Annotated in this window: 17 protein-coding genes; 15 read left to right on the top strand and 2 right to left on the bottom strand. The window is 59.5% G+C overall.

Annotation, left to right across the window (positions count from 1 at the left end):
* Positions 1-1,009 precede the first annotated feature (1,009 nt).
* On the top strand, positions 1,010-1,810 hold the full coding sequence (locus GZ093_RS15780) for a PEP-CTERM sorting domain-containing protein (protein WP_296487617.1): 801 nt from the start codon (positions 1,010-1,012) through the stop codon (positions 1,808-1,810).
* Positions 1,811-2,398: 588 nt separating this feature from the next.
* On the opposite strand, the gene GZ093_RS15775 is transcribed toward GZ093_RS15780, so the two are convergent.
* Complete coding sequence (locus tag GZ093_RS15775; protein ID WP_296487615.1) at positions 2,399-4,666, bottom strand: malate synthase G; 2,268 nt, start codon at positions 4,664-4,666, stop codon at positions 2,399-2,401.
* An 81-nt stretch (positions 4,667-4,747) separates the two neighbouring features.
* Positions 4,748-5,515 carry a haloacid dehalogenase type II gene (locus GZ093_RS15770; protein WP_296487612.1) on the bottom strand — a complete coding sequence of 256 codons (768 nt, stop codon included), beginning with the start codon at positions 5,513-5,515 and terminating at the stop codon, positions 4,748-4,750.
* A 127-nt stretch (positions 5,516-5,642) separates the two neighbouring features.
* On the opposite strand from GZ093_RS15770, the gene GZ093_RS15765 reads away from it, so the two are divergent.
* The 14 genes from GZ093_RS15765 to GZ093_RS15700 form a co-directional block, all read left to right on the top strand.
* Positions 5,643-6,860, top strand: coding sequence for a CaiB/BaiF CoA-transferase family protein (locus tag GZ093_RS15765; RefSeq protein WP_296487610.1), 1,218 nt, complete (start codon positions 5,643-5,645; stop codon positions 6,858-6,860).
* A gap of 62 nt (positions 6,861-6,922) precedes the next feature.
* The gene (locus GZ093_RS15760; protein WP_296487608.1) at positions 6,923-8,881 is read left to right on the top strand and encodes a hypothetical protein; all 1,959 of its coding nucleotides are present in this window, start codon (positions 6,923-6,925) and stop codon (positions 8,879-8,881) included.
* Between the two features lie 320 nt (positions 8,882-9,201).
* Positions 9,202-10,671, top strand: a complete 1,470-nt coding sequence (locus tag GZ093_RS15755) for an integrase family protein (protein ID WP_296487605.1) — start codon at positions 9,202-9,204, stop codon at positions 10,669-10,671.
* Positions 10,664-10,945 (top strand): type II toxin-antitoxin system RelE/ParE family toxin, encoded by a 282-nt coding sequence (locus GZ093_RS15750; protein WP_296487603.1) that lies wholly within the window; start codon positions 10,664-10,666, stop codon positions 10,943-10,945. The genes GZ093_RS15755 and GZ093_RS15750 overlap by 8 nt, the downstream gene beginning before the upstream one ends.
* A gap of 17 nt (positions 10,946-10,962) precedes the next feature.
* Positions 10,963-11,277: a HigA family addiction module antitoxin gene (locus GZ093_RS15745; RefSeq protein WP_296487600.1), complete on the top strand. Its 315-nt coding sequence runs from the start codon at positions 10,963-10,965 to the stop codon at positions 11,275-11,277.
* Positions 11,278-11,303: 26 nt separating this feature from the next.
* The gene (locus GZ093_RS15740) at positions 11,304-11,453 is read left to right on the top strand and encodes a hypothetical protein (protein WP_296487598.1); all 150 of its coding nucleotides are present in this window, start codon (positions 11,304-11,306) and stop codon (positions 11,451-11,453) included.
* Between the two features lie 75 nt (positions 11,454-11,528).
* Positions 11,529-11,741, top strand: coding sequence for a hypothetical protein (locus GZ093_RS15735; protein ID WP_363260923.1), 213 nt, complete (start codon positions 11,529-11,531; stop codon positions 11,739-11,741).
* Between the two features lie 129 nt (positions 11,742-11,870).
* Complete coding sequence (locus GZ093_RS15730; RefSeq protein WP_296487595.1) at positions 11,871-12,056, top strand: HigA family addiction module antitoxin; 186 nt, start codon at positions 11,871-11,873, stop codon at positions 12,054-12,056.
* Positions 12,057-12,434: 378 nt separating this feature from the next.
* Positions 12,435-12,734 carry a hypothetical protein gene (locus tag GZ093_RS15725; RefSeq protein ID WP_363260921.1) on the top strand — a complete coding sequence of 100 codons (300 nt, stop codon included), beginning with the start codon at positions 12,435-12,437 and terminating at the stop codon, positions 12,732-12,734.
* On the top strand, positions 12,731-13,099 hold the full coding sequence (locus GZ093_RS15720; RefSeq protein ID WP_296487593.1) for a hypothetical protein: 369 nt from the start codon (positions 12,731-12,733) through the stop codon (positions 13,097-13,099). The genes GZ093_RS15725 and GZ093_RS15720 overlap by 4 nt, the downstream gene beginning before the upstream one ends.
* Positions 13,086-15,056, top strand: a complete 1,971-nt coding sequence (locus GZ093_RS15715) for an AAA family ATPase (RefSeq protein WP_296487589.1) — start codon at positions 13,086-13,088, stop codon at positions 15,054-15,056. The genes GZ093_RS15720 and GZ093_RS15715 overlap by 14 nt, the downstream gene beginning before the upstream one ends.
* Positions 15,057-15,164: 108 nt before the next feature.
* A complete protein-coding gene (locus GZ093_RS15710; RefSeq protein WP_296487586.1) occupies positions 15,165-15,527 on the top strand; it encodes a VRR-NUC domain-containing protein in 363 nt (120 codons plus the stop codon).
* A gap of 183 nt (positions 15,528-15,710) precedes the next feature.
* The gene (locus tag GZ093_RS15705) at positions 15,711-15,935 is read left to right on the top strand and encodes a hypothetical protein (protein ID WP_296487583.1); all 225 of its coding nucleotides are present in this window, start codon (positions 15,711-15,713) and stop codon (positions 15,933-15,935) included.
* A gap of 619 nt (positions 15,936-16,554) precedes the next feature.
* On the top strand, positions 16,555-16,913 hold a 359-nt coding region (locus GZ093_RS15700; protein WP_296487580.1), incomplete at its 3' end, for a PAS domain-containing protein.

The following is a 16,913-nucleotide window of genomic DNA, read 5'->3' as shown; positions in this document are numbered from 1 at the left end:
GCAGTCCATCGATGACGCTGTCGAGCTCGCCGCTGATCTGGTCGGCACGTCCCAGCGTGGCAACGGTGCGCTTCTTGACGCGACCGGCCTCGTCTCGGTAGGACTCGACGAGTTGGACGTAGCGGCGCGGGCCGGAGGCGGTGACCTTAACAAACATGCCGCCACTCTATCACAACACCTTACAAATATGAAATGAATTAAAAAATGCAAAAACGTGCCACCACAATAATTCAGGAAAACGCTGCTAAGTGCTTGTTTTCATTGGAAACGGCCGAGCTTTTCTGGCGTGAAGTGTCGAACTCGGGTGGGTAAGGTGTTCGGCTGCAGTTGGTTGGTTCTGTCAGTTCACCATGCAAAGTTGGGCACCCGCTTTCGCAGCAAACACGACGACCACCGGGGCACAATCGATTTTTTTCGGTGTGAGGCAACTGATGGCAGGAAGCTGACGCACGACCTGCGGTTGTCTGTACCCGCATCCGGCCAGTTGCTGCCGTTGGTCGAGTAGTCAAATGTGTCATTTGAACGGCCGCTTGACTTTTATAAATGCTTGACAGCATAAGCGTGTAACTCGGCCACTGTCGTCAATAAACGCATACAGTAAGCTGTCGTTCACCAACGGCTGCATCCAATGGCCACGTATTTCGGCTCGCGGCCCAGCGAGTAGGGCGGACCACGCCTGCGCCAAATCCGCTGGATGCTGACAACTGGCGCAATGCCCTTCCGATATTGCCCGAAGGCATTGGGGCTGTTTTCGCCTGAGTTCGGATGCAAGGGGCTGGTGACCTGGTTGTACTTGAAACCGTGATGCCACCCATTCTTCACATTTCCGCCGGCCCGACAGATGTGTCGGATTCATTTACATGTGCCTCGCCTGAGCAATCGAACCGACAGCAGTTTAATGCTCTAAGTACTTGTCGTAGAAAGAAAACAACCGTCTTTATAGGCTTTTGGCATGAATTTTGCTATAAATCGGAGACCTTAATATCGGTCGCCTCTTGGAGAATCTCGCATGAAAAAGACTACACGTGCCGTGAGCACATTGGCCATCGCCCTGTTTTGCAGCGCAGCATCAGCGGCCCCGATCTTCTGGACCGATTGGACTGGTAACGACCTAGACAGCGGTTCCGGCTTTCAAGGGCAAGGGACGATCACGACGGGTAGCTCATCCGTTACGGTGACTTACACGAATCCACAGGGCATTGGCTTCTATCAACCGACCGGTGGCACCGACTATTGGCAGAACAATGGAACCGGAAGGAATGCGGCGACGTCGCCGTACACCAGTACGGCGGTGGACAACATCCCGACCGGTACCGACATCGTCGCCCTGAGTCAAATGGGGTCGCAGACCCTGGGCTTCTCACAGGCGATCGCCAACCCGGTTTTTGCGTTCGTCAGCCTCAACGGCAACGGTTATGCCTTCAACCGGGATTTCGAGTTGCTCAGTCTCGGCGGTGTTGATGGCAATGATTGCGGCTTTTGGGGTTGCGGTCAAGCCAGCAAGGTCGTTGTTGATCTAGGCGGGGGGAATTTCGAGTACCAGCTCAACAGCAACAATATTGGCGGAACCGAACCTCATGGTTCGCTTCGGTTCTTGGGAACATTCGATATGGTCACATGGCGCAGCAGCTCGAGTGAGTTCTGGAACGGCTTCACGGTTGGCGTGCAGGAAACGGCGGTAGCATTCTGCGACGCCAATCCGACTGCGCCAGGATGCACCCCAACTAACGGTGTTCCGGAACCGGGCTCCCTGGCCCTGCTCGGTCTCGGCCTCGCCGGCCTGGCCGCTGGACGTCGTCGCAGGCGCTAGCAAGGCCATCGTTTTACCCTGCGAACGGGAGCTGCGGCTCCCTTTCGCTTTTTCACGTGTCGGCCGCTAAGCGGCCGGACTGTCGGATGCACATGTCACCCCAATGATGAGATTCGTGCGAACTAAGGAACACATCCCACTGACCTGACTTGACCCAATCCAGTTCGCCGGCGTCCACTCTGATGGGCAGTTTTTCGGCGCACTACCGTCATTGGTCCCTCCACTCGCTGAACGGCAGCAACGGGTCGGTTCCGGAAACCCATTTCGGCAGGTTGACAGGCCGGTATCGCAGCGAAGCCGACTTTGAACAGCGGAAGACGTACGACCTCTAAGGCCGACAACCTGCCATCAAGAAGAACTCCGATCTGGATTGCACTGACCTCCATAGACTGACCTCTTGATGCGCCAGCCAGTTCAAGGCGATGCACCGTTTGCACGATGCGGCAAATCAATCCTGAAATTGATCGTTCAAATGCTGTTTCCCATAAAAACGGCACCCGCAGGTGCCGTTTTCATAGACTCATGAGCCAAACAGGCCGCTAGCCCTCGTCCCTATTGCGCAAACAGCTATTAATTAAATAGCAACCATCAAACCACCGCAGCTGCTTTTTCCACCGCAGCCGCTTTCACCTTCAAACGCCAGGCGTGCAGCAACGGCTCGGTGTAGCCGCTAGGCTGTGCCAATCCCTTGAACACCAGTTCGCAGGCTGCCATGTAGGCCATGGAGGTCTCGAAGTTACCGGCCATGTTTTGGTACAGCGGGTCGCCTGCGTTTTGCTGGTCCACCACGGCGGCCATGCGCTCGAAGGTCTCCTTGACTTGCGCTTCGGTCACGACACCGTGGTGCAGCCAGTTGGCCATGTGCTGGCTGCTGATGCGCAGCGTGGCGCGGTCTTCCATGAGGGCGACGTTGTGGATGTCGGGCACCTTGGAGCAACCGACCCCCTGGTCGATCCAGCGCACCACGTAGCCCAGAATGCCTTGGGCGTTGTTGTCGAGTTCTTGCTGCTTTTCAGCATCGGTCCAGTTCGGCGTGGCGCTCACGGGGATGGTCAGCAGGCCGGTCAGCAGCGTGTCGCGCTCCTTGTCGGCGTTGATCTTTTCCATCGCCTTTTGCACATCCGATACCAGCACCTGGTGGTAGTGCAGCGCGTGCAGCGTGGCGCCGGTCGGGCTGGGCACCCAGGCGGTATTGGCACCGGCCAGCGGGTGCGCAATCTTTTGCTTGAGCATGTCTTTCATCAGGTCCGGCATCGCCCACATGCCTTTGCCGATCTGCGCCTTGCCGCGCAGGCCGCACGACAGGCCCACCAGCACGTTGTTGCGCTCGTAGGCTGCAATCCAGGCGCTGGTTTTCATGTCGCCCTTGCGGATCATGGCGCCGCCCTGCATGGCGCTGTGCATCTCGTCGCCGGTGCGGTCCAGGAAGCCGGTGTTGATGAAGGCGACGCGGCTGGCCGCTGCCCCAATGCAGGCTTTCAGGTTGACGCTGGTGCGGCGCTCTTCGTCCATGATGCCGAGCTTGACGGTGCTGTCCGGCAGGCCGAGCATTTTTTCGACCCGGCCAAACAGTTCGTTGGCAAACGCGACTTCCACCGGGCCGTGCATTTTGGGTTTGACGATGTAGACCGAGCCCTTGCGCGAGTTGCGGATGCCGTCCTTGGCGCTGCGCTTGAGGTCATGCATGGCGATGGTGGTGGTGACCACGGCGTCCAGAATGCCTTCGGGGATTTCACGCGTCACGCCGGCCTTGTCGGTGTACAGAATGGCCGGATTGGTCATCAGGTGGCCGACGTTGCGCACAAACATGAGGGAGCGGCCGTGCAGCACCACTTGTTTGCCCTTGCCTGCGGGCGGGGTGTAGAGGCGGTCGGCGTTCAGGCCGCGGGTGAAGGTCTTGCTGCCCTTGGTGACGCTCTCGGTCAACGTGCCCTGCAGGATGCCCAGCCAGTTGCTGTAGGCCAGCACCTTGTCGTCCGCATCGACGGCGGCGATCGAATCCTCCAGGTCCAGGATGGTCGAGAGCGCGGCTTCCAACACCAGGTCGCAGACACCGGCCGGGTCGCTGGCACCAATCGGGGTGGCGCGGTCTAGACGCAAGTCCAGGTGCAGGCCGTTGTGCTGCAGCAGCACCGAGCTCGGCGCCTTGGCGTCGCCCTGGTAACCAACGAATTGCGCCGGGGTGGCCAGGCTGGTGTTGCTGCCATCAAGCAGCTTGACGGCGAGCTTGCCATCCTTGATGCGGTAACCGACGGAGTCGACATGCGAGCCCTTGCGTAGCGGCGCGGTGCGGTCGAGCACATGGCGCGCGTAGGCAATCACTTTGGCGCCGCGCTTGGGGTTGTAGCCGCCTTTTTTGCCGACTTTTTCACAGCCTTTGGTCTCGTCGATCACATCGGTGCCATAGAGCGCGTCATACAAACTGCCCCAGCGCGAGTTGGCAGCGTTCAGGGCATAGCGTGCGTTCAGGATCGGCACCACCAGCTGCGGGCCGGCCTGAATGGCCAGCTCGGCATCCACCTGGGTGGTGGTGATGCGGGCTTTCTTGGGCGCCGGCACCAGGTAGCCGATCTGCTCCAGAAAGGCGCGGTAGGCGCTCATGCTGTTGGGGACCGCGGCGTCGCTCATGTTGATCGGGCCGGGGTGGGCGGCGTGCCAGGTGTCGAGCTCGGTTTGCAGGCGATCACGCTCGGCCAGCAGGGCGATGTTCTTTGGCGCCAAATCGGCCACGATGGCGTCAACGCCTTTCCAGAATTTGGCCGGGGCGACGCCGGTGCCGGGCAGCACTTGGGTGTCGATGAACTGCTGCAAAACAGTGGCAATTTGCAGGCGGTGCCTGGTGGTACGTTCGGTCATGGTGGGTCAGTTCTCAAAAAAAGTTGCTGAATAGTGAACACGTCGACAAGCTGTCAGAGGGGCAATGATACAAAACCGGGCTTACGCGGGAAAAAATTCGAGCACCGCACGCAGGCTGCTGCCAACGCGTGTGGGCTGTGTGCCTAGCTCTTCAAACGGCAGTTGGTAACGGTTGACCCACAGGGTCTGGTAGCCGTACCAGGTGGCGCCCAGCGCATCCCAGGCATTGCTGCTGACAAAGACGATTTGTTCGGCTTTGAATCCGGTGGCCTGCTCGCCCAGCGCATAGGCTTGCGGGTCAGTCTTGTAGAGACGGATCGGGTCGACGCTGATGACGTGATCCAGCAGCCCCGCAAAGCCGGCCGACTGCACCGCAGCGTGCAGCATGGGGGCGTCACCATTGCTCAAGATGCCGGTCGGGATGCCGCGACCTTTCAGCTCGCGCAACACCGCCAGGTTCTCCGGGAAGGCGCTTAAATGCTGGTACTGCGCCAGCAGTCGCTCGACTTGATCTCCATGGCGGGCTTGAAAATCTTCTTTGCTATTTAGATCAACTTCACGTTTAGCCCCCGCCGAATAAGCACCAATAGCTATCTTCTTAATAGCGTAAATCAGAGCCGCACGGGTCAGCACGCTGAAGGGCTGGTAGTGGGCGCCGTGACTGCTGGTGGTCACGAGCCGGGTGTATTCGATCTGCTTGTCGCGCCACAGCACACTGAGCGCCTGGCCGTGGCCGGGAAACAGCGCCTCGGCCAACTGGCCCACGCTGTACACATCAAACAAGGTGCCATACGCGTCGAACAAGACGGCGCGGGGCGCGGCGGGATGGGGCGAGCTGTTCTGGGTCATGCCTTACTCTATTCCAATAGGGAGCCGCGACCAAAAAAATAGTGCTCGTCATGGCCGCACCATCGTTCACAATGTGCCGGCTTCATATTTGGCCCCCCAGTCACCCAGCCCATTCAGAAATCCTCGCATGCATCAATCCAAAGCACTGCCCCCTGCAACCCCAGCGCTGCCGCTGACCGGTCTGCGCGTGGTCGAATTCACCCACATGGTGATGGGCCCGACCTGCGGCATGGTGCTGGCCGACATGGGGGCGGACGTGATCAAGGTCGAGCCGATCGAAGGCGACCGCACCCGCCATCTGCTGGGCGCGGGCGCGGGCTTCTTCCCGATGTTCAACCGCAACAAGAAAAGCATTGCGATTGATCTGCACCAGCCAGAAGGCGCTGCCGTGGCGCGCCTTCTCGCCGCCTCGGCCGACGTGGTGCTGGAGAACTTCAAGCCGGGCACCATGGCGAAATACGGGCTGGACTACGCGGCGCTGTCGCAAGTGAACGAGCGCCTGATCTATGTCAGCCACAAGGGCTTTCTGCCCGGCCCCTACGAGCACCGCACCGCGCTCGACGAAGTGGTGCAGATGATGGGCGGCCTGGCCTACATGACCGGGCGCCCCGGCGACCCACTGCGCGCGGGCAGCAGCGTGAACGACATCATGGGCGGCCTGTTTGGCGCCATTGGCACCCTGGGCGCCCTGATCCAGCGCGGCATCACCGGCAAGGGCCAAGAGGTGCAAAGCGCTTTGTTCGAGAACAACGTGTTTCTGGTGGGCCAGCACATGCTGCAGTACGCCATGACCGGCCAGCCGGCGGCGCCGATGCCCGCGCGCATCTCGCCCTGGGCGGTGTACGACGTGTTCGCGGTCAAGGACGGCGAGCAGATATTTCTGGCCGCCGTGAGCGACGCGCAGTGGCTGGCGTTCTGCGATGTCCTGGGCTTGGGCGACCTCAAGCTGGACCCGCGCTTTGCCAGCAACAACGACCGGGTGCGCTCGCGCCCTGCCCTGCTGGCAATCCTGCGCGCGCGCCTGGCCGAGCGGGGCGCGGCCGAATTGGCGGCCCTGTTAGAGGCGCATGACTTGCCGTTTGCGCCGATCCGCCGACCCGAGGAACTGTTCGACGATGAGCATCTGTTGGCCACGGGCGGCCTGGCCGCCATCACCCTGCCCGATGGCCCACGCGCCGGGCAAACGACGAAGGCCCCGCTGTTCCCGTTCACGCTCGGTGGGCAGCGCCTGGGCGTGCGCCTGCAGCCGCCGACCCTCGGCCAGCACACGGCAGAGTTGCTGGCCGAACTGGGATACAGTGCTGAAATAGTTGAGGCATTGCGCGTCGCTCACGCCGTGGCATAAAAAGACAATTGATCTTGCGGAAAGCCTGTTTGGACCATAGAACAAAAATCATAGGGATCGTCTTGCTGAGTCTGGCTCTGGGCAGTCAGGCGCTCACGCTGGGGCGCATTCGCGGCGCAGCGCTGATTGGCAAGCCATTGGATGTGACGGTTCAGGTACAACTGGATGCCAGTGAGAGTGCTTCGTCCTTGTGTTTTGAGGCCGACGTGTTCCACGCCGATACCCGCCAGGAGACCAGTCGCGTGAGGGTGCTGGTCGAAGGCTCGGCGCAAGCCCAAAGCGTCAATGTGCGGATCTTGTCCTCGGCGCTGGTGGACGAACCGATGGTGACGGTCTATTTGCGCAGCGGCTGCAGCCAGAAGACAAGCCGTCGCTACGTCTTGCTGGCTGACATGCCCAGCGAGGTGGCAGCGCCAGCCGTGCTGGCTGTTCCCTCAGCCACGCCCTTGGCATCACCAGCACCGTTGGTCCGGCGCGTCGTCCCGGTTGAAACGCCCAAACCAGCGCCTCCAACAGACAAGCCCGCCAATCGTCCGGTGAACAACAGGGCCGAAGCCGCGCCCAAGAGCGTGACGGCCAGCGCACCGCGCAAGGCCGCCCGGCCATCGGCACAGCCTCGCTTGAAACTCGACCTGTTGGAGCTGATGGCGGAGCGCGAGCCAACGCTCAATTTCTCGACGGAACTGTTGACCCAGCCCAGCGGCAACCCGCAGCGTCGATCCGAAGCGGCCGCCCTCTGGCTGGCAGTGAATGCATCACCCGAAGACATCTTGCATCAGGGTGTTCGGATGCGCACGCTCGAGACGGACGTCAATGCCCTGAAAACCTTGACCGCAAAAAATCAACTCGGTTTGACCGACCTGGGCGCGCGCCTGCACCGGGCCGAGTCCGAGCGTTTTTCCGCCTGGGTTGTGTACGCACTGGTCGCCAGTTTGCTGGGCAGTCTGGCTGCGCTGGCTTTTATTTGGAATCGACGTCGCCGTGGTCCGGCCCATGACAACGATTGGCGGAACGGCGCCGGCAGCCAACAGCCACTGGCCACCGAGCCCTGGCCGACATCAGCGTTGGGGTCCGTGCCGCAGCCGCTGACGCCGCCACCGGCCCTGAAGAAATCGCCCGCACCGGTCGCAGCCGGGTCATGGAAGAAGCCTGAAGCGTCCTCCGATATGGACATCAGCATGGCTGAAGTCAGTCATTCGATTTTTGATGAACTGATGCGGGCAGACGCCAGTCATACATCAGAAAACCTAAAGCCCGCCGCCCCAGCCCCCCGCATGGCAACGCCTGAAGGGCCCGGGCAGCAGAAACGCAGCGTCAACGCCCTGACGCTACTGAGACAGGAACAGGTGGAGTTGTTGCTGGCACAGGGCAGACCCGAGCCGGCAGTTGGCTTTCTCAAACAACATCTGCGTGACAGTGGCAGACCCAATCCGGCGCTGTATCTGGATTTGCTCAGCCTGTTGCATTCACTGAGTCTGAAAAGTGATTTTCAACACTACCGCGAGGAGTTTGGTCGCTTCTTTACGGGCAGAGTTCCTGAATTTGCGGTTTTCAAAAATGAAGGTCGCGGTCTGGACGACTACCCGCACCTGTTGGCCCGCATCACCGAACTGTGGGCAACGCCCGCCGTGCTGGAGCTGCTGGAATCCTGCATCGTTCAGGATTCCGCTGGGGGCAAGCATGAGTCGATTGATTTGGCGGCGTTTCGTGAGGTTTTGCTGCTGCATGCGGTGGCGCAGCTGATCAATCTGGCACCCACAGCAGTGAGCGGTGAACCCGTTCATTTGCCTTTGACTCAGCCAACTCCGCCGACGCTGGATCTCGACTTGTCCGATTTGGACCTGGGGCCTCTTGTCTTCGAACCGGAGGCCACAGCGGATGTCGACATTCCGCTCTCGATGCCCGATGAGCCGGTGCTCGACGCGCCCACTGCAGCCCTGGCGCCGCCGCCCAGGCACGAAAACATGATTGACTTTGATCCGCCCGAAGCGTCCAAGTCAGGTCAACGACACGGCCTTTAGCCAGGTTGCGCGCTGCATCATGGTGCAGAAGAACAATTGCAGGGAGTGATCGACCGCAGAAACAAAAATGCCAACCTGAACCGGTTGGCATTTTTGCAAGGTAAACCTTGGTGGCCCGGGGCGGAATCGAACGACCGACACAAGGATTTTCAATCCCGAATAAATAGTATTTGCCGTCGTTGATTGGCGCCTATACAATCATTGTAAATCAATCACTTACGTTAATGTAACTGGACAAATTAACAGCAATGTGTTGATTTAAATTCGGCAAAATTGGTGAAAAGTGGCTACATGGTGGCTACATGGAAAGGCGGGGCAAGATGGCTAGACCAAAGAAAAGCGATGCGCCAGACCTGACGCAAGCAATAGACCTGACTGCTGGCGCAATCGAGCGCCTGACCTGCCCGGTCGGAAAGCAACAGGCGTTCATGCGCGACAGTGACACCAAAGGGCTACGGGTGCGCGTTACCGCCGCTGATGCCAAGTCATTCGTTTACGAGCGCAAGCTAGACCGCCAGACGATACGCCGAACCATTGGCGAGGTGTCCCTTTGGAGCATTGACCAGGCACGCATCGAAGCCCGCCGCCTTGGCGTAATGCTCGACAGTGGCACAGACCCGCGAGAGCTAGAGCGCCAGCAAAAGGCAGCAACGCAAGCACAAGCGACTGCCAATGCTGCCAACGCCTTGACCGTTGGCGAGGCGTGGCAACGCTATTGCGTCGAGCGCCGCCCGTTCTGGGGCGACCTGAACTACAAGGACCACGTTAATCTGGTGCAGACTGGTGGCGTTGAGCGCGCGCGCCGGTCTGGTGTGCTGACAAAGCCCGGGTTGTTGTCTGAATTTATGCCGTTGCGCCTTGCAGACCTCGACGCGCCAACAATCGAAGCATGGGCCAGACGAGAGAGCAAGACCCGCCCTGCCCGTGTTCGACTTGGGTTGCGACTGCTGAAGGCTTTCCTACGTTGGGCAGCATCGGAGCCTGACCTGAAGGGAAAGGCAGACCCAACCGCCGCCAGTGCCAAAAAGACCCGTGAGTTCGCCGGCAAAGCCAAGCCGAAAAATGACTACATCCAGCGCGAACAACTGCCAGCATGGTTCGACCACGTTCGCCAGATACCGAACCCGGTAATCAGTGCTTACCTTCAAGTGCTGCTGCTCACTGGCAGAAGGCGCGAGGAAATTGCTGAAATGAAGTGGAAGGATGTGAATTTTCAGTGGCGCGGCATAGACATGAAGGACAAGATGGAGGGTCGCGCTCCTATGCCGCTCACGCCCTATGTGGCGCATTTACTGGCTGGCCTGCCCAAGCGTAACGAGTGGGTGTTCGCTAGCGTTCTGGTACTTGACCCGAGCGAAAAGAACGCCGAGCGTCGAGCCCGGTATCACGAGGAAAAAGGACAGGCACCGCCAGTGGGTGACGTGTCTACCCGAAGCGCATCAGGCCGATTAACTGACCCGAGCAATGCCCACCGCCAAGCCTGTGCCGCCGCAGGGCTTGTGCTGACCCTGCATGGCCTGCGTCGTTCGTTCGCTTCACTTTGTGAGTGGCTAGATATACCAGGTGGCATCAGTGCTCAGATTCAAGGTCATGCACCGCAAGGCGTGCGCGAACAGAACTACATCCGTCGCCCGCTCGACCTGCTGCGCGTTCACCATGAAAAAATTGAAGCGTGGATACTGGAACAGGCCGGAGTTAAGTTCGACCCCAAGGCAGAACCGGGCAAGCTGCAATTGGTGGCCGGGCGATTGCAGTGCGTAACGTTACGAGATACACTTGACCATGATTAAGACATTCCGGCATAAGGGCTTGAAAGCCTTTTTTGATAGCGGAAGCATGGCAGGCATTCAGCCTATCCATGCGCCACGATTGGCCGCCATGCTGCGCCGCTTGAACGAAACGACCAACGCCCAAGGGATGAATCTGCCGGGCTGGAAGTTGAACCTCCTTAAAGGGAGCGACCTCAAAGGACATTTTTCAGTGTGGGTTAACGGCAACTGGCGCATGACTTTCACCTTTGATGGCGCCGACGCCGTGCTGGTGGACTATCAGGACTATCACTGAGCAACTGGAGAACGACTATGGCACGCATGTTTAACCCCCCCCATCCCGGCTTGACGCTGAAGGACGATGTGTTGCCCGCGCTGGGGCTGACTGTGACGCAGGCCGCGCAGCAACTTGACGTTTCCCGCGTGGCCTTATCCCGGGTGCTGAATGGCCGGGCTGCAATATCGCCTGAAATGGCCCTACGCATTGAGGCATGGCTGGGCGTGGAGCGTGGCGGCGAAGCCCGCCTATGGCTGGCAGAACAAAGCGCCTATGACGTGTGGCAAGCCGCGCAAAAATTCAAGGCTGCACCGATGCACGTTCAACCCGCGCCAGCAATGGCCGCCTAGCCACAAATTGAAAGTGACCTCAATCCATGACCACGCCGAATTCGCCGCGTTTGACCAAGAATGAGTTTTCAAAGTTGATGGAGCAGTTAGCGCGGTTGAGCGCCGCTCAGGAAGCCGCAGCCATGGCGTTGCTGCTGGCGATGGCTGAGCAATCGCCACCTGTAAACACACATTGATTACCCGTCGTCGCAGCCAAAATAGATGGGCCCCGACATTGTTTTTTCACCAGCTAGGCCGGGACCACTTACCCCGTGCTGAAAAGCCGAACCTCCCGCTGGCCTGCTGGCGCAATCGCTCAGGTCACGGGCCACAAGCCCAGCGCCACCGCTGAGTTCTACCGGCCGCGCAGTGTGGATGCTTTGCGCCCGTACCTTGAAACAATCGACGCGCACATTTTGCAAAGCGCCGGGGTGAAGTTTGATGCCGCCCTGGAGCCGGGAAAGCTGCGCGTGGTGGCTGGTTGATAGACGGGGTGGCGGATACTTTAGTCTGCCCCACCGACCCCTCGCCGCGTCGCAAATATCTTGCAACCTGACTGGCACTAGTATCAATGAAACATCGGATTCCCTGATTGCGAAAAGTCAATCGCACTCATGCTTGGTGCGCCCGGCGAACTGCTGACCGGCTGGCTAGATGAATTGGCCGTGAGCGTGACCGACTTCGCCACCCACATTGGCATTGACCGAGTGATGTTGTCCAAAATGCTGCGTGGGCACGCCGCCGTGAGCGCCGATATGGATTTGAGACTAACCGAAGCATTGGGCACCTCCCCGGACTAATGGCTGGAGCCAAAGACCCAGCGTGACCTATGGACAGCCGGACAGACTGCCAAAGACCGCAAGCGTATCAAACGCATGGGCGCGCCAGCAGTAGCCGCTGAGAATTTTTGCACCAGTTATTCCAACCTCGGAGCCCGCCCGTACGAATCGTCAGCGATTTCGCTAGCTTGTGAATGTGTTGCTCATAAGAAGTACCACTGACGAAAAGTAGCCCCGTTGTTTTATGCAGATGTGTGCTAGACAATCTCCATGTCCGTTGATTAATTAACGGACTTCGACACTAGGCTAGCGCAGGAAGTGCTTCAAAGTGGCTGCTCAAGAGAGGATTTACTCCTACTGACGGCCCCCTAGTCATTCACCAACCTATAAAGGTATGAAATGACTGCACTTACTTTCCAACCCGCATCGCTGACGCAAGAAATCCGCGCCGGGCTGCCCACTACCAAGGCAGCGCAAGCATTCCCGTCGCCGAATTCGCTGATGGCGAAATACCCGCCCTTGAGCGCGGTAACAAATCCCAACGTACCAACAGAGCAGGCCGCGTATTACCTCGACCGCCGTCCCCAGACCCTGAGAATTTGGGCCCTCACCGGGTATCCAATCATGCCACGCCGCGTGAATGGTCGCTTGGCCTGGCCCGTGGCCGACCTCCGCCTGCTACTAGGGGTGGCTCAATGAAAAAAGCCCCCGCACCGACCAAGACGCAAGAGGCTTTCCAGACTACCAAGCAACAAACTTATTTTACCAAAATTGCCCATTTTTTGGGCACTGAAAACCCCCGCCATTTGAGGACCATTACTGCCTTGCTGGCGCGCCCCCGTCGCCGCGAGGATGTTGACTCAACCGCCGGATGCTCAAACGGCCCCGAGCTAATCGCAGAGCTTCGCCGCCGTGGGCTTGAGGTGCCATGCATGCGTGTGCACTTCCGTGACCGCGACGGCAAAGCTTGCTGCCCCGGTGTGTACTCTTTCACCGCACGCGACCGCCGCCTGATTGCCATCTGGAAAGCCAATCGCAAAGGGACTGCCCATGTTGTCAACTAACAACCTCGACCGTGCCCGTGATGCGCTGTGCTCGATACCGCCCGACCTTCCGCGCGATGATTGGCACCGTGTCGGACGTGCCGCCATTGCAGCCGGGCTTGACGTTGACGCGCTGATTGACTGGAGCCGCAACGCTGGCAACTTCAAAAGTGAGCAAGATGTTCGCGCCGCTTTCACGACCATCACGCCCGAAGGTGGCACGGGTGCCGGAACCTTGTTCAAAATCGCCGCTGAAAACGGCTGGCCATCCGGGGGCGACAAGCTCCAGCAGAAGCCGACGCAAGCCCTCAGGAAGGCCGCAGAGGCGCCGCGCAAGCCTGCCCCGGGTACTGACCCCGCCGAGGTGTTGGCACGCTGCCAGCCGGCGACAAATCAGCATCCATACATCATGGGCAAAGGTGCTGGCGGTGCGCCGCTTGATGGCCTGCGGGTGGTGCCTGCTGGCGACCCGTTGGTTATCAGTGGCTTGAGCATGGCCGGTGCGCTGCTGGTGCCAGCCTTTGCGCCGGACGGGAAGCTACAGAGCGCCCAACTGATACCGACCACGGGCAAGAAAATGAACCTGCCGGGTTCGCCTATGGCCGGCGCATCGTTCACCGTGGGCGAACTGCTGCCGGGTGGTGTGGTTTACATCGTGGAGGGTATCGGGCAAGCATGGGCCTGCTGGCAGGCAACCGGGGCCGCTGCTGTGGTGTGTTTCGGCTGGGGCAACGTGGGCAAAGTCACCGCAACCCTTCGCCAGCGTGACTCGACCGCCCGGCTGGTGCTGGTGCCCGATGTTGGCAAAGAATCGGAGGCCGAGAAAATCGCCCTTGAGCATGGTTGTTTCATGGCGGCGATGCCGCCCGGTGAAGCGCATAACTTTGACGCCAGCGACCTGATGGCCCGCGATGGTTTCGATGTGCTGGCCACATTGCTTGAGGCTGCAACCAACCCGCCCAAGCCTGAGCCCCGTTACAAGCTGCTGAGTGCTGGCGACCTACGCGACCTGCCTCCGCTTGCGTGGCGCGTGCGTGGTGTGTTGCCTGCTGCGGGGCTGGCTGCCTTGTTTGGCCCCAGCGGCTGCGGTAAGACCTTTCTTGCAATAGACATGGCCGCCGCGATTGCCGCGGGGCAAAGCTGGTTTGGTTGCCGTATCGAGGCCGCCCAGGTGGTGTATGCCGCGCTGGAGGGTGAAGGCGGGTTCAAGCTGCGCGCCCAAGCATGGGAAACGCACCAAGGCCGCGACCTGCCCGATGGCCTGCAACTGATGATGCAACCGTTCAAGTTGACAGACCCCCGCGATGTGAGCGACTTGGCTGCTGTGGTGCCTGCCGGTGCTGTGGTGTTTATCGACACACTCAACAGAGCCGCCCCACTTGCTGACGAAAATAGTTCAAAGGACATGGGCGAAATTCTGGAAGGTGCCAAGCGCCTGCAACGCCTGACAGGTGGGCTGGTGGTGCTGGTGCATCACACCGGCAAGAATGCCGCCGCTGGCCTGCGTGGGCACAGTTCTCTATTCGCCGCCTGCGATGCCGCCGTGGAAGTGTTACGCGATGGCGACCGCCGCGAATGGAAGGTGGCGAAATGCAAAGACGGTGTCGATGGTGACGCGCATCCGTTCAAGCTGAACATTGAAACGCTGGGGCTTGATGAATACGGCGACCCGGTGACAAGCTGCGTGGTGCTGCGTGATACCAACGCCCACGACGTGCAACGGGTGAAGTTGCCCCAAGGAGGAAATCAACGACTTGTCTATGAGGGCATCCGTGTCCTGTTCAAAGATGGCGCAACAGGTAAGCCCGGAGCGCCACCGCTTCGCCCCTGCATTCAACTAGAGGCCGCTGTGACTGCTGGCGCTGGCCGCCTGACGTGTGCCACCGACCGCAGAGCTACCCGCACCAGAGAAGCAATCACGGGGCTGGTTTCCCGTGGTGTGCTGGGTTTAAACGAGGGGTGGCTTTGGACTGCCTGAGTAACCGAAATCCGCCGTTTTCTCCGTCTCCGGTGAATTCCGTAACCGAAATCCGCCGCCCCCCCTTTAGGAGGGGGTTAGGTTCGGTGATTCCGGGGAAGTGCTGCCATGACTGATTTATTCGGACTGGGGCAACCAGAACCCAAGCGCACCAACGACCGCCCCGAAGCCGCTGCCCTTGCTGAGGTGCTGAAGGCACTGAGAGCGCATCCGCTTGTGGCATGGGCTGAGCGTCAGAACAGTGGAGCCGCCAAGGTGGGCAATCGGTTTATTCGGTTTGGCTGGCCCGGCTGCCCTGATGTGCTGGGACAGTTACGCGATGGCCGCCTGCTGGGTGTGGAGGTGAAAGCGCCCAAGGGCAGGCCGAGCCCTGAACAGGTGGCATTTCTCGACCGCATCCGTGGTGCTGGCGGTGTTGGTTTCATTGCCCGTGACCTGCGGGACGTGGTGCAAGCATTGGGGCCGTTATAACTTGCCCTTGACCTGGTGGCGCATTCGCTGCTAACCGCCTAAAACGTCAACCGCAAGCGAACGGCAGTGAGAGTCGATGACGCCTGAAACGAGGTATGACGGTTGAAGCCGCAACAAATGCGCAAAATTGCGCAACACACTGGCAACGGTGCGGACCTAGCAAGCAACGAAGAAAGCAACACCATGAACAAAACACAAGAAGCCAATCGCTTGCGGGTCAGGCGCTACCGTAGTAAGAACCAACGGATTGACTATGTGCCGGCGCCGGACGTTCTTGAAATGATTGTGCATCACCTCAAGGCTGAGCTGGACAACTGCAAAGCCGGGGTGATTGACGTATTGATACGGTCAGGTCATGAAGCGATGTCCGGTAATGCAGAGAAGGACAAAGTTCAGAACGCGAACTAGGCGGCGAGTTTTGTTGATAAAACGGTTCTACCTGTGCCCCATGTGCGGTGTGGTGGCTTCACCTCCCTATCGTGGACGCTAACCTGGCACTTGCGTATTCTGGAGCAATACGACCACCCGTTCTGCGCCAAAGCCACCACTGATTCCGATTCAAAAGCGCCACCTGCCGATTGGGGTCGGCAGCGCCGCTCAAGCCCCCCCAAAATCTTGTACGCCTGCATAAGCTGCTTTCCGGTCGTTGGACCCGGCAAGCAGAATCTCAGGACCCGACCACAAGCGGTCCCCCAGTCATACACTCCAAAGTGGTCACTCAGGGCAGATGTGTGGCAGACTGTGATGATGAATTCAGGTACTGACAGCATCCGTGCTGAATTGGCAGATAGGGCCGTCAAGGTCAGCCGCAAGCGCAACGCGCACCTCATGCAGCAAAAAAACTGCGCGCAGTGAGTCGGCGTCTCGGGTTTGGCGTCACCAACGAACGCGACAAACCTGCGTTGCAACAGGCCAGGTTCCGGTCGCACCGCGCGCGCTTTGTCATAAGAAAAACTTCCTATTGTGCTTACAATATTCTGTCTGTTAGGGATGTCATTGTGATAAATCCTAGGCAAACAAGGTCCAAATGAAGGATACGTTGCAGCCCCCCTCCGATTGGTTCAAAGCGGCCGCCGATGCGAGCTTGGACGGACTATTCATCGTGAAGGGGGTGCGGGACCAAGCTGGCCAACTGATTGATTTCGAGTGTATCGACATCAATGGCCACGCCCTAGAGCTGCTGGGGATGACCAGAGAAAAGGTCATCGGCCAGAAGCTTTGGGGGCTGCTTCCCATCCACCGCGAGGGCTTCTTCGACAAGTACGCTCAAGTGTTGGCCACAGGCACTCCATTGGAGGAAGAATTCCCGATTGTCACCACGCAGGCAAAAGCGAGGTGGCTGCGGCACCAAGTAGTGCGCGTAGGCGACGGCATCGTTATCTTCGC

The sequence above is a fragment of the Rhodoferax sp. genome (assembly GCF_010365055.1).
Classification (GTDB): Bacteria; Pseudomonadota; Gammaproteobacteria; order Burkholderiales; family Burkholderiaceae_C; genus Rhodoferax.
Note: the sequence above shows the minus strand (reverse complement) of the source record. Positions and strands in the feature narration are given on the sequence as shown.

Bases quoted from the DNA above. Each gene is read 5' to 3' on its own strand.
- GZ093_RS15705 (WP_296487583.1), top strand. From the start codon at position 15,711: ATGAACAAAACACAAGAAGCCAATCGCTTGCGGGTCAGGCGCTACCGT.
- GZ093_RS15770 (WP_296487612.1), bottom strand. From the start codon at position 5,515: ATGACCCAGAACAGCTCGCCCCATCCCGCCGCGCCCCGCGCCGTCTTG.
- GZ093_RS15730 (WP_296487595.1), top strand. From the start codon at position 11,871: ATGCTTGGTGCGCCCGGCGAACTGCTGACCGGCTGGCTAGATGAATTG.
- GZ093_RS15765 (WP_296487610.1), top strand. From the start codon at position 5,643: ATGCATCAATCCAAAGCACTGCCCCCTGCAACCCCAGCGCTGCCGCTG.
- GZ093_RS15750 (WP_296487603.1), top strand. From the start codon at position 10,664: ATGATTAAGACATTCCGGCATAAGGGCTTGAAAGCCTTTTTTGATAGC.
- GZ093_RS15780 (WP_296487617.1), top strand. From the start codon at position 1,010: ATGAAAAAGACTACACGTGCCGTGAGCACATTGGCCATCGCCCTGTTT.
- GZ093_RS15775 (WP_296487615.1), bottom strand. From the start codon at position 4,666: ATGACCGAACGTACCACCAGGCACCGCCTGCAAATTGCCACTGTTTTG.
- GZ093_RS15755 (WP_296487605.1), top strand. From the start codon at position 9,202: ATGGCTAGACCAAAGAAAAGCGATGCGCCAGACCTGACGCAAGCAATA.
- GZ093_RS15715 (WP_296487589.1), top strand. From the start codon at position 13,086: ATGTTGTCAACTAACAACCTCGACCGTGCCCGTGATGCGCTGTGCTCG.
- GZ093_RS15745 (WP_296487600.1), top strand. From the start codon at position 10,963: ATGGCACGCATGTTTAACCCCCCCCATCCCGGCTTGACGCTGAAGGAC.
- GZ093_RS15710 (WP_296487586.1), top strand. From the start codon at position 15,165: ATGACTGATTTATTCGGACTGGGGCAACCAGAACCCAAGCGCACCAAC.
- GZ093_RS15725 (WP_363260921.1), top strand. From the start codon at position 12,435: ATGACTGCACTTACTTTCCAACCCGCATCGCTGACGCAAGAAATCCGC.
- GZ093_RS15720 (WP_296487593.1), top strand. From the start codon at position 12,731: ATGAAAAAAGCCCCCGCACCGACCAAGACGCAAGAGGCTTTCCAGACT.
- GZ093_RS15740 (WP_296487598.1), top strand. From the start codon at position 11,304: ATGACCACGCCGAATTCGCCGCGTTTGACCAAGAATGAGTTTTCAAAG.